At 56.6% G+C, this 12839-nt stretch carries 7 protein-coding genes and 1 pseudogene; 4 read left to right on the forward strand and 4 right to left on the reverse strand.

Translation table 11 applies throughout. The annotated features are described in order from the left end of the window. Positions 1 to 63: 63 nt before the first annotated feature. Entirely contained in the window at positions 64 to 4008 is a 3945-nt protein-coding gene (locus AWB77_RS07330; protein WP_061133765.1) for an SIR2 family NAD-dependent protein deacylase, read from the reverse strand. Between the two features lie 350 nt (positions 4009 to 4358). Here AWB77_RS07330 and AWB77_RS07335 point away from each other — a divergent pair, with 350 nt between their 5' ends. The 3 genes and pseudogenes from AWB77_RS07335 to AWB77_RS07350 all read left to right on the forward strand — a co-directional run. Next, positions 4359 to 5666: an SAVED domain-containing protein gene (locus AWB77_RS07335; protein ID WP_061133766.1), complete on the forward strand. Its 1308-nt coding sequence runs from the start codon at positions 4359 to 4361 to the stop codon at positions 5664 to 5666. Then, the gene (locus AWB77_RS07340; protein WP_244158480.1) at positions 5659 to 6987 is read left to right on the forward strand and encodes a nucleotide-binding domain-containing protein; all 1329 of its coding nucleotides are present in this window, start codon (positions 5659 to 5661) and stop codon (positions 6985 to 6987) included. The genes AWB77_RS07335 and AWB77_RS07340 overlap by 8 nt, the downstream gene beginning before the upstream one ends. Before the next feature lie 1278 nt (positions 6988 to 8265). Then, a pseudogene (locus tag AWB77_RS07350) lies at positions 8266 to 8904 on the forward strand (IS110 family transposase); the annotation flags it as partial. Positions 8905 to 9116: 212 nt separating this feature from the next. On the opposite strand, the gene dgt reads toward AWB77_RS07350, so the two are convergent. Genes dgt through AWB77_RS37175 form a run of 3 tightly spaced genes read right to left on the reverse strand, consistent with a single transcriptional unit; the run spans position 9117 to position 11438 of the window. Beyond that, on the reverse strand, positions 9117 to 10523 hold the full coding sequence (dgt, locus tag AWB77_RS07355) for a dGTP triphosphohydrolase (RefSeq protein ID WP_063936491.1): 1407 nt from the start codon (positions 10521 to 10523) through the stop codon (positions 9117 to 9119). A gap of 44 nt (positions 10524 to 10567) precedes the next feature. Beyond that, positions 10568 to 10756 carry a hypothetical protein gene (locus AWB77_RS35645; RefSeq protein ID WP_157694771.1) on the reverse strand — a complete coding sequence of 63 codons (189 nt, stop codon included), beginning with the start codon at positions 10754 to 10756 and terminating at the stop codon, positions 10568 to 10570. Between the two features lie 28 nt (positions 10757 to 10784). Beyond that, positions 10785 to 11438, reverse strand: a complete 654-nt coding sequence (locus AWB77_RS37175) for a restriction endonuclease (protein ID WP_082852606.1) — start codon at positions 11436 to 11438, stop codon at positions 10785 to 10787. Between the two features lie 321 nt (positions 11439 to 11759). Here AWB77_RS37175 and AWB77_RS07365 point away from each other — a divergent pair, with 321 nt between their 5' ends. Continuing rightward, complete coding sequence (locus AWB77_RS07365) at positions 11760 to 12704, forward strand: FRG domain-containing protein (protein WP_061133771.1); 945 nt, start codon at positions 11760 to 11762, stop codon at positions 12702 to 12704. Positions 12705 to 12839 lie beyond the last annotated feature (135 nt).

Raw genomic sequence — 12839 nt, forward strand, 5'->3', positions numbered from 1 at the left:
GAGATTTAAGCCAAGTTTCTGCGGCGCCCCGAAGCCTGCGGATTGGGTCGGAAGGTAGCCGGCCTATTGCGGAGTCTCTACAACGCCGTAGAAGCCTGTATCGGCCGCGAGGTTGCGGACAGGCAAGACAGGATCGGCTCTAGCGAAATCCATTGCAGCGTTCCAAGTATCCAATTGCTTGACCGACGGAATGGCGTGTCGTATCGCAACAAGGAGTGAAACAATTGCGTCTCTCAAAATCGGCCGAGCTGCACGCTCCAGAAGATTAGCTGCCGGATAGTCGTATCGAAGACTGTGCAGTAGTTCGCAAAGTGCCGAACAAATGTCAAAAGCATGGTCAACGAAGTGATACGACGCTCCCTGCTTGAGAAGTTCCGTAATATTATTGAGTTTCCGATCAAGGAAGAGCTCGCTTTTGCGACGCACGCCTTCGACCAAGTGTTGGACATGTCTCGCCGAAACGTCCGTCGGCGATTTGAGTTGTAATAGCCAACGTCCAGCAGCACTCATCGCAGCGGTTACGACATGAACGTCACGACTGGAGACGAGGACAGAATTGGCGATCTCGATTACTCGGCGCTCCTGCTGAGGCCACCAGACAAGCCCAGCGAAGAGTAGCGGAACGAGCGGGGCATCGATCCTCAGACCGGCATGCCATAGCTCTGCTAGCCAGTCATGGAGTCGATCACGCAAACAGGTTTGAAGCGACAAGTTCGGCACCAAGACTCTTTGCATGGCATGTGCGATAAGGCGCATTCGAGCCGCCATAATGTCCGATAAGAAACTGTCATTCGAACTGGTAGCTGCGCGTTCAAGTAGTGCCGCTCCTTCGGCGCTCCACCAGCGCCTGAGTTCTTCCACGACGGACAAGATGAGAGATTCTGTCCACGAGAAGCCTCTCACTCCAGCGCCTTCGGTCAAAAGCACGTTCACAAGAAGCGATTCTCCCGGTGTTCCGAAGTAAGCTGCCGCCTTCCCATCGTCGACCGGTTGACGGGTGATGAACTCGATTTGCTCACGCTTGAGCCAGCGACGAAAATCCTCAGTCGGTGAGCGGTCATCCGGAGAGGGCCACGTCAGCGCGGCTCCGCGGTAAAAACGTTTGATGAGCGGGAGTTCTCCATGCTCAACGTTCCTATAGATCAGGCGTGCGAACCTCGAAGACTGCTCGGCCGACATAAGGTTTCGCCGGAAGAGTAGGTCAAGACGCGAGAAATTATCAGCCTCTTGCTCGTGGCCCGGTTCGTCTTCTTCCGCTTGAGCGAGCACCCTATCGATAACATCTCGCCAGTCGTTAGTAATTTTGGGATCAAACCGTGCGCCCTCTTCACGGAGCGCCTGGATAATGTCTGGCCAGGTGTTTATTGATTGTAGACCTCGCAGTGGTTTAAGCCTTAATAGGTCAGGAGCCTTTTCTTCGAGAAGCCTTCGAGACACGAGACGGAGCGTTCGCGAAAGAAACGTGCTGTATTGCGGATGAACGTTCCGATCGGAACGGATCATCGAAGACTCATGCAAAAGGATAGCGAGATCCATGAGTGTCGTGGCCTGCTTTTCACCAAGGCGGAAAGCGACTCTGGACATCAGATCCATGTGAAATCGGAGATAGGTACGCGCAGCTCGGTCGAGCGGTAGTTCTTTGGTTTCCAGTAGGGTCGTTATCTCCTTATGACAGTGGCTGAATGTCGCGATCGCTGAGTCCGCCGTCAGTTCGGCGACTGTACCCATGTCTAAGGCATCTGCCTTCGTTAACCAGGCTGCCGTGCTTACCCGATTGAATATTCTGAAGTTGATCGTTGCGTCGATCGTTATCGAAAGGATTCGGTATGCGGTGATCCACCTTTTTGCTGAGACACCAAGCTGGCCGACCGCCGGGACGTAGGCGGCGACTTCGCCAAAGCGACAGAAGGTCGCACTTGCACTTTGTGCTTCGTCGCGAAAAAACGGGCTAGCGATAGGTGTGGACATCGTCCGAGCGTCGAACTCCACGTTCGCCGCCTGAAGCATGGTTTCGGCGAAGTCAAGTTCCTTCAACAACTCCTTGCTGAGAGAACTGGGATGTTCCACGTTATCTCGTGCAGCGTGGTTCCGCTCAACGGTGTCCTCGTCCTCAAGTTCGGGCCGAGCCGCCGTCGGACCTTCCTCCTGGGCGATCAGCTCTCGAAGGCTAATCTCCGGCTGACGGGAAGAGTTTGACGGTCTGTCCTCTACCAGTTCGGGTTTTCTAGCGGGAGTGGTCTGGGAAGAGGCTCTTGCTTGGCGACACACGTCAAGAATGCGCTCCGCCCACTGCTCACGTGACAATAGAGCGACCGATTCCCCTTCCGCGAATATTCTCTCTCGAATTCCGTGCAGTGCTGAACGGAGGACTTCGTTGGCGCGTTGAACCGCTCCCATTTCGCCTAAGAGAGCGCCGGCGCGTACCCGCCAGTACAGGTCGACCGACGGACTGTCCGCTGTGGAAAGCCTGTTAGCCTTCTGAAGAGCATCGGCGCCTCTGCGCGTTTCCAGATCAAACAGCAGCGATTCGTACAATGCGGCCCAATCGTTATCGTCCCAAGCGGCTTGCTTCTGCGGCGAGTTCAATTGGGAGGCGAATCGTGCGAAGTTGTCCGCGTCCCCGGTTTCCCGGCAGTAGCGCATAGCATGTACCGTCAGCCGCCGAATGATGCGGATCAACTGTTCGTCAGATGGACGCAAACTGCTGGCATCTTCGGGGATGTCGTGCGTTGTATTGCATGAGCGATTTGCTTCCGCCGATCCGAGCAATTCCAAAATCGTTTCATATCGGTATTTTGATAGCGGCGAAAGCGTTTGATCCTCGATCCAGGCCGCCTCGTCGATCACGACGGCTCTCAACCAGAAGGGCATTCCTTCGGCCTCGCTCCTGTACGCGGAAAATAGCTGCCAAAGGACCGATACGTGGTCGAGTCGCTCCCGGTTTGCAGCCGGTGAAATGAGCCACCCAGGGTAGTCTCCGCGATTGCGAGCGGCGTCCCGCGCCCAATTTACGATTGTGGCTATGTCGGCCTTTTGGCGTAGGGCCCGCGAAGGCGCATGATACGGCCAATCCGAACGCCGTCGTACCGGCTTATCGGCCCAGTAGTCGAGCAAAAGGTCGAGTGCCAACCCATAGTCGACTGAGTCGTCACAGGTCCCTAACGGACCGATATTCAAAGGAATGACGTTACGTCTCTCGAGAACGAGTCTTTGCCCTTCGGAGACGGGACTGAGCGAAATCAGATATATCGGAGGCGTTCTGTCACCCAACCGATCCCGTACCCATCCGCTCCACGCAAGAAAATTCGGATCGTCGCCGGAAAAACCGATGAGGCAAAACACGTTCTCCAGCATGGATTGTTGTACCGTGTTGACGAATGGCGCGAACTCCTCAGGGTAAGACCTGTAATCTTCCTCCGTAACAATGAGCTTCGTTCCGCTACGAAGGCTGCCATGCAGCTTGACAACTCGGGGACGGCCATTGCGGCGTGAGAAGGGAACGTTGTTTGCGGCAACAACCACCTGATACTGTCGTCGTATGCGTGGATGAAACTGCCGGCGATCCGTGTCAAGCGCGCGCTCAAGCAACGTGTCGTAGTTTGTCGTATAGACGTCAGTCCATGGTAGCGCCAGCAACTTAGTGTGAAGGTCACCGGGAATAACAACCCCGGCGTCAGGCAGCAATTCGTGCATCTTTGCGTCAAGCTGCGCACGGCCGCGCACAGCCGCATATTCCTCAGCTAGGCGAAGCATCCCGCTTGTCCCGCCAAGCCGCTTCTTGGCATCCTGCTTTGCTCGGTCCGTGGCGTATAAATCGTCCAGCAGACTGTCAATCATGCCTGCCCACATTGTCAGGCGATTTCCATATTGCGCGTTCAGGCTAAAGCCTGACCCGATCATCACGCACGCATGGTTCTCGAGCAGGGCATTGCGGATACGTTCAAGGTGTACTGCGCCGTCGAGTTTATTCACTCGTTGTGAGATGCTCGTATATTCCTGCGCTTTCATCGAACTTTTGTATTGGTTTTTGTTTACTTGTAGCGCCTAGATTTGAATTGCAGCGCAGAGTTCTTCGACTGGATTTCTGACGCGTGGCGTAAAGTGTACCTTGTCGGCCAACTGTTCTGTGCCGCGCAAGACGTGGACGCAGCGCCACCTGCGCGAACCGAGCAACGTAACGACTGATTCGAGCGCAGTGTGAACAGGCGTCTCGAATTCCTTATTTCGTCAATGGTGAATTCGGCAAGTTTGCTGACCGACTGCGCGCGCGGCGCAAAAGACACAAGATGTTCGGTACTTATTGCGGTTTCGTACAATATGTAGTAGTGTAATAAGTACCTCATTCACCGCGGCTCCGCATGAGTTCCTTCGACGACTTTCAGATTCCCCCGCCGGCCGATTGGCAAAAGTTCGAGCGTTTTTGCCGCGACCTGTTCTCAGCTCACTGGGCCGATCCGTCTGCGCAACAGAACGGACGGGGTGGGCAGCAGCAAAACGGCGTTGATTGCTTCGGGCGAAACTGGACTACTGGCGAGCTGGAGGGGGTTCAGTGCAAAGGCAAGGACGGTCGATACGACAAGGCGCTCACTGTCGATGAGCTGACGAAGGAAGTAGGGAAGGCGCTGACATTTAAACCGCGTCTTTCGAGATTCATTCTTGCGACTTCAGGTCAGGCCGACGCGAAGGTGCAACAGGTGGCGCGGGAGATTTCTGTTCAGCATCGGGCTAAGGGCCTGTTTCCAGTCGAGGTACTCAGCTGGGATATGCTGGTCGGCTTGCTCGAGAAGCACGCGGACGTCTTCCGTGCGCACTATGGCGACCTCGTAAAGAAAATCTTCGCAATAGGGCAGCAAGAGTCACCCTTGATCGCGATTCGACATCAGTCTCAGGAAGGGACCACCGAAGCGTTCCAGTCCATCTCCTCGGACGGGTTCGGACGGGCTGTGATCTCAATCGATTGCGATTCCACGATGGCCTACGAGAACGGCGTTCTCAACCCCCTGGTTGCATTGCGCCCGCAGATGTCACTTGTTCAGCAGCTTCAGCATCAGCTGGCACTTCACGGCAATGCAGATGTCGCGTATTTCGGCATCGCGCACATACCGTTGATTTTCCATGCGGGTATGTCTGTCTCTACCAAGCGGCGGATCTCGTTGTATGAATTGCAACGATCGAGCGGGGATTGGGTTCAGTTGTCCGCAGACGTCGGGCCGGACCTGGGCATTACGCTTTCCGAGTTGCGCGGCGAGGCGTCGGACGACATCGCGGTTCTGTCGATCGAAGTGAGCTACCCGGTACCCGTCGCTGATATTGAGGCGGCAGTACGTGCGGATTTTCGTCACTGGAAGCTGTCAATTGATAAGCCGCGCATTGACGCTGTCCAGCACGAGTCGCAGGTCAAGGAGCTTGCGGACGCGTTCCGCGCTGTCCTCGATGCGGTCCACAACGAAATGGACAATCGCCCACTGCACGTGTTCTATGCCGGCCCGGTGAGCGTCGCATTCAGGATGGGGCAGCACGTCAGCCAGACCATCCATGGTCCCGTCATCGTTCACAACTACTCCGCCAGAAGCACGCCGCGCTACGCATGGGCTATCGATCTGAACGCCGCCAATTTTTCAGCGAAACAGGTCTTGTTTGCAGAACTGAAGGACATGTATGTTTAACTTGCACACCGAGCTGAACGTTTTCTACAACGAACATGTCCGTTTGCCGCAAAAGCTCCGGAACGACCTCGCAGGCTACCGTGATCTTAATGTGAAACGGTTGAAGGAGGGCCTCGACGAGCTGACGGCGCAGACGGGTGTCAGGCATGCGCATCCGGTTGATGTCCAGAATCAGGGTAGTTACGCGATGCACACTCTGAATCAGTCCGACTCCGCTGGTTATGACATCGACGTCGCCCTGGTTTTCGACGAAAAGGACCTGCCATCCGACGCGGCCATGGCAAGAGCGCGGGTAGAGGCGGCGCTCCTAAAGCGATGCTCAAATTTTACGCAGCCGCCGGAGGCACGGAAGAACGCAGTTACTGTTTGGTACGCAGAAAACTATCATATTGATTTCGCGGTCTATCGGAAGCGATCCGACTGGATTGGTATTGAGACCGTTGAACATGCCGGCGCCGATGGCTGGTCGCCGCGAAAGCCCGCCGACTTTGCATCATGGTTCGACAAGCAGCTGGAATCGCACGACCGTGGCGACCTGTTCCGGGCTCTCCTCGGGATAACCGTCGAAAAGCATCAGTTGCGTCGGGTCGTTCGCCTTGTCAAGGCGTTTGCGCGATCGCGCTCGGGGTGGTCGCTTCCTGGCGGTATCGTCCTGACGACCTTGGTGTGTGAGGTCTACAGGTCGGACGCCAATCGCGATGACGTCGCGCTCTACAATACGTTGGTGGCATTGAGGGGGCGTCTGCGAGCCTCAAGGGAGGTTTTGTGCCCGGTGCCCAATCACAAGAGCCTCGTCGGATCCGAGCGTCGTCAGAAAGAGATGGACCGTTTGCTGAAGTGCGTCGATAGCGCGCTAACCAGTCTCGCTCCGCTGTTCACCGCGGACTGTACGCGCGAAAGAGCACTCAGTGCTTGGAAATCCGTATTCAATCATCGCTATTGGGGCACGCAGATTCAGGAGGCTCGAGTCGCTCAGAATGCGAGTGCGCTGTTGTTGGAGTGCGGTCTCGCGAAGCGCGATAAAGGTACGCCATACGGAACGTATTCCAGCGGGTCGAGCATCCTTCCCAAAGGCGTCCACCTGCGGTTCCGTCTCAAGCAGACCAGCGTTTTGCCGCCGTTCCAGGTGCGTTGGACGGTGGAGAACGAAGGAGACGAAGCGACGGATGATAACCAGGTCACTTGGACAAGGTACACCTCGAATCACGAGGCGCTCTGGACTAACACCAAGTATCGCGGTCGCCAGAGAATGAAATGCGAGGTCCTGAAAGACGGGAAGGTGTTGGAATCGACGACGCACATCGTGCGCATTTCTGAGTAGCCATACTGGATGGTACCTTGCGCGCTCGGCACCGAGAGCCAGTACACCGGCGGGGAGAAGAGGGCACCGATGCCACCTGAATGAGATGGTGCGTACACGGCGGCAAGTGACGGCGGTGGACGTGAGAACTCTGCAACACCCGAGACTGGGCGAAAACCGCCCGGCGCGATGAGGGCACGCGCTCCTTTCCCTTGCATAGAGGTGTTAGTCGTGAACCGCCGGATCGAGCATCAAAAATGAATAGCCCGTCTGCAACGAACATGTTTTTTCGCAACACAACCGACAGGCTCGTCCTACGTCTGTACGCTACAGGATCAGGTCTGCTTCTCGTTCTATTCGCTCAGCTATGCATGTCGAACTCTCAGTCACTTAGCGGCCCAGAGACTGCGGTTGCTGGCGTCGGAGTGGCAGCGCTGGCCGCCGGCCTGCTGTTGCGATTTAACGCTATGTTTCGGGCGTTCTGGAGTTCGTCGTTTGGCAAACTTGCGACGGTGGTCTACAGCGCGCTTGCAACTGTGCTTGCGATTCGGCCTGCGAAGAACATCGTTGCGAACGCTCTTCAGCTCCCGCCGACGGACTTTCCCGTCACCTTGGGATTTTGGACGGTTCTGTGCACACCAGAGATATGGTTAATCGGTGCAGCAATTCTCGTATTCATCTGCTACGTGCTCTTTCTCTGCGCGGTTGCTATCGCTTGCTTGTCGACCCGTGAGCCTATCGACAGCATCTTGGAGCTAATTGCGCACGCCATGGCCTCCCGGTGGACACGGCCTCGAAGAATGGTTGCTGCGCGGGCACGCTTCGTCGTATTCGCGTTTCTGGATACTTCCCGGCCGCCACAGTGGCCGTACTGTTAAGTGAGAGCGTAGTGGCATCTTATGCCGTAGTGAATCAGCCCAATTTTGTTCGATTGTTCGCCTACTACGCCGACTATGACCTTGCCTCCAAATATCCGGGCGTGCAATCAAGGCCAATTCGCTTGCACGATAACGGCGTGGTCTCGTATGCGCGCACCAGTCGTGGGATGCGGTGATTGAGGTAGGCCACGTCGCCGACCCTTCGTGCGTTTCGACTGCTGCGTTCCCACGCTGATCTGATTCTCAGCCAGGGCCGTCGATACGTCGCCGAATCGCGAAACGTACGCATTTAGTCAGTATGACTCCCCGTGCGGTGCAAAGGCTGGCCTGCCGTGAGGAATCAAACGCGGGTTAGCATCGCTGCCAGGGCCGCACGGTGTGGACAGGGCCACACCCGGCGATTTTCACCGCGGAGGCCAGCATGGAAGACGATAGCACGCTGTACGTCGGTCTTGATGTCCATAAGGATTCGATCACGGTTGCCTATGCGCTCGACGCAGGCGAGGTCGAACTGCTCGGCAAGATCGGCACGACGAAGACGGATATCGATCGCCTGTGCAAACGCCTGCAGTCGAAGGCGCGACGCATCGACATCGTCTACGAGGCCGGCCCATGCGGCTACGTGCTTTGCCGTCAGCTAGTACAGAAGGGATTCGACTGCATGGTGTGCGCACCGTCGTTGATTCCCAGGAAGCCGGGTGAGCGCGTCAAGACCGACCGACGCGATGCGATCAAACTGGTGCGGTCGCTGCGTGCCGGCGACCTGTCAGCGGTCTACGTGCCCAGCGTCGAAGACGAAGCATTTCGCGATCTGGCCCGCACCTGGGTCAGCGCCAAGGACGATCTGAAGCGTGCGCGGCAACGGCTGAAGGCCTTCTTGCTCTCGCATGGAGTGCGCTATACCGGGCGCGCCGACTGGAGCCCGGCGCACCGGCGCTGGCTGAGCACGTATGCGTTCGACAGCGCATGGCAGCAAATGGCGTTTGAGGAACATCGGCGCACGATAGACGACCGCCTCGCGCAATGCGAACGGCTCGAGGCTGCGTTACGCAAGGAAATTCTTCATAGCCACATTTCCAGCGACTCAAGTCGCTGGCGGCAAGCAACCCGCAGTTCTTCAAAGCTTCTGGTTTCGATCTGAGTCGTAGTCATTCCACTAATCTCGCAATCTCAGCTTCCGGGCCGTGATGCCTTCATCTCAAGTGGTCGAACACTGTGTGGCACCAGCACATAACTCGCTGCCGGGCGTACCGGTGCCCACGCGTCCAACGGTCAGAGAGGCTTAAAAATCGACATGCCTTTGCCGAACAGACGATCGTGCATCTCTGCTGCGTAACGGTCGGTCATGCCGGCGACAAAATCGCAGACGACTCGAGCTTTGGCTGAGTCACCGTCCGCTGCTCGATATTCGGTCTGCCAGTCATCCGGCAGGAGGCGGCCGCCCGTGTCGCTGAACGCCAGAAACAGGTCGCGCACAACGTCCTTGCCGCGGTGTTCGACGACGGCAAGGCGGGACGAACGGATCACGAGCTGAAAATTCAGATGCTTCAATACTTCAACTCTCAACAAAGCTTCGCGGCTGAGCATCACCTTCGAGAGCTTCGGATATGCTTCATTAACTTTCACTTCAACGGAATCGATGAGTGACCCGACCCGCTGCGCGGTGAACTGGTTGCGCGCAAGTGAATTGCTCGCAAGCTGCCGGTCGCGCAGCCATGCGTTCGCGCCTGCCCGAAACTTGTTAGCCACGCCGGTGTTCGTAGACACACCGTTCTGCGGCTGCAAACCTCTGAAAACCTCTTCAATGCAGTCAGTGAGCTGGCCAGGATTATCGAGCGCCTCGTATCCGGAGTCTGCGAGTGCCTTGTTGGTCTTGTCGAAAACAGCTACCGCGATTTCGCTGCGATTTTCGAGTGCGTCGAACAGCGAATATGGCGTTACAAACCCGGCGTGCAACGAATCTTCCAGGTCATATGTCGAGTATGCGATGTCGTCGGCGAGGTCCATGATCGAGCACTCAATTGTCTTGAACTCTCCAACGTAGCCTGGTGCGACGGCGTTCTTGACGGCCGCCACGAGTTCGCTCTCGCTGTCGTAGTAACCTTTAACCAGAGCCGCCCCATCCCTGCGTTCCAGCGGAATCGGCCGGTCGTATTTAAGGACCGAGGCAAGCGCACGCATGGTCAGATTCAGTCCGTATGCGCTCGACGGTTCTCCGGCCGCGTCTGTGACCAGTTTCTGCTCGGTTGTCGACACGATTCTCAGTGTCTGCGCGTTGCCCTCGAAGCCGCCATGCGGGACCATCAGCTCGTCCAAGGCCGCTTCGCCATTGTGACCAAAAGGCGGATGACCCAGGTCGTGGGCAAGCGAAGCAAACTCAACCAGATCGAGGTCGATGCCTTCACCGAAGTGGCGTGCCTCTGCCAGGTGATTCAGACGTGCAGCTATCCCGCCTGCAATTTGCGCGACCTCGAGAGAGTGCGTCAACCGGTTTCGGAAAAAATCGGACTCGGATCCAGGGAACAACTGGGTTTTCCCTTGCAGGCGACGAAAAGACGGAGCATGCAGCAGACGCGCATAATCTTTCCGGAAGGCCGTCCGACCAGTTTCGCGGCCAAGATCAAGCCCATGATCGCCATTTTGGCGACGGATATCATCCGATGAATAAAATTCGTACATAAAAAAACCGGGCAAAAGCCCGGCTCCATTGAAATCAGTAATAATTACTTGCGTTTCGCCAGCGTGTAATCCACCGCAGTAAACGTGGCGTCCTGTTTCAGTTGCACGTCCAGCCGACGCGTAGCCGACGCATTTCCACCGTGTTTCTGCACCAGAGTATCGATGTATTTGAAAGCAAGGGTGTCCTGCGCCGCGCGATTTGACGGCGGATTGCGATGTTCAGATTGGCTCATAGGTCGCTCCTTATCATCCATAGGCTCATTATATAGCGACCGGTTTCAGCCAGGGTGGCGAAGCCCAAGTCGTCTTCCCTCGCTTCAGCGCATGTAGTTCCTGGCAGAGATCCGTTCCGCGTGTGTCTTCCTCGGTATCCGGGTCGACCTTGTCAAGCTTCCGAACGTTAAGCTTCGCTTTTTCGTCAGGGCGAGCGGGTTCGGGCGAAGCGCCGAGGTCGTCGTCGATTAAAGAATGCAGCGCATCGACAAGTCCGGGGTCTTTCGCTGCCCAGCTCAGCAATTTCGGCCTGTCGAGGATGACAATGCTGTACCTGTCTTCGAGTGTCACCCTGAGAGCCTCGGGAACGACGCATGAAACGACAAGCATGCCGCCCCATGCACCAAAAATAAGGCCTCGAGTTGCCAATCGGGCTGCTGCAGACGCTAGAAGCGATCCTTGTGCCCTCGAAGTCCTATAGAACTTCACTTCAACAGCGAGAGTCTCGTTTCCCGACGACGCTGAGAAATCAAATGAACTGTCCGCGTTCGTTATATGGACATTTACGACTCTGTACCCGTTCGCTTCGAAAATCCTGCGGACAAGGAATTCGAACTCAAGCGCGCTGCCACTCATCCCGGGCTTCATAAAGGTATTTTGGTTGTTCGTGAACGTTCGTATGCGGGAGTGTTGCAAGCGCATGTTCCTAACCGCCGCGCGCTGCAGGCGTACGTTAGCACGCAACTCGTGACTTCGGAAGCAAACGCCTTTTTACCGCGGCCGACGACAGTGCGACGAGCCGGGCAAACTGCTTCGTTGTCTTGCACCTCGCCGCCGCTGTTCGTCCACATGCAAACGTCGGCTAGCGGATCTGCCGCTGTTCAAGGGTTTATGTCACGAGCGTCGGCAGAACACGCGCAGCCGTCAACCTCTGGCAGTTGTTACCGTTAAGTCGCGTTAGGATCACCTTCAACGGACGAGATGGCATAAGCTCTCCGTTCGACGATAAAGCAAGGGGCAACCATGCGCGGACAGTGGCTCGGGCGATTTCAAGCAACTGGCTGGAGCGGATCTGCTACGGTCGAGGTCGATGACCTCGGGAAGACCTTTGGCGGGCGCGTTTACCTGTTTTCTAATGACACAAGCATGCCCAGCGCAATTGCCTATTTTGAGGCACCGAAGGGCGACAATCCTGCGCGGGCCGTCGCGCAAATCCTGCACAAAAGCAATGCGGAGCGAGCGTCGGAGTACGCGGAAACTCCGATGGAGTGGGGCCAGTTTAAGGCTCACGTGGCTGGCTTGGAGTTTCGCCGATTCGTTTTCCGGGGCCAGGCAAAGCGCTGGCGCCTGCGAACCCACTTTCATAGGACCGGTCGTGCGGATCTTTGGAAATATAACAACGAGGACATGACGCTGCTCCATCGTCACTTGAGCGCACGTACACGCCATACCTTTAACCGGCGCGATAGCGACGAGAATGGTGCCTTCCTGCACCTCGCCCAGCACCATGGTTTCCCAACGCCGTTGCTGGACTGGACTTACTCGCCGTACGTGGCAGCGTTCTTTGCCTACCAGAAGGTACCGAAGGAGCTCTCTCCAGTCGACGCCGGTTCTCGAGTCCGTATCTTTCAGTTCGACCGAGAAAAGTGGACGAACGATTTGATCCAAATCCCCAAGGCGGCGCCGGCGCGGCCGCATTTTTCGCTTCTCGAGTTCATCGCAATCGAGAATGAGCGCATGATTCCCCAGCAGGCGCTCTCGGGGCTGACTAACGTCGACGACGTGGAAGACTATATCCGTTCGGTCGAGAGAAGCAATGGGACCCGCTACCTCTCGGTGATTGACCTGCCCGCAGCAGACCGCACAATGGTGATGCAGGAGCTTAGTACGATGGGGATTACCGCCGGCGCCTTGTTCCCTGGCTTGGACGGCGCCTGTGAGGAACTTCGGGAGCGCCTTTTCCCGTAAGCAACCCGTCGTGCGCTGGCCTTTACCGTTCATTGCTGGCCTAGCGCGGTCTGGCGTCCCCCGTTAATGGCATGCGCACATAACTTTATGCACCGACGCCTAAGCCGTCCGATATCTTAATGAAAATAGCCGATG

The sequence above is a fragment of the Caballeronia fortuita genome (genome assembly GCF_001544835.2).
Classification (GTDB): domain Bacteria; phylum Pseudomonadota; class Gammaproteobacteria; order Burkholderiales; family Burkholderiaceae; genus Caballeronia; species Caballeronia fortuita.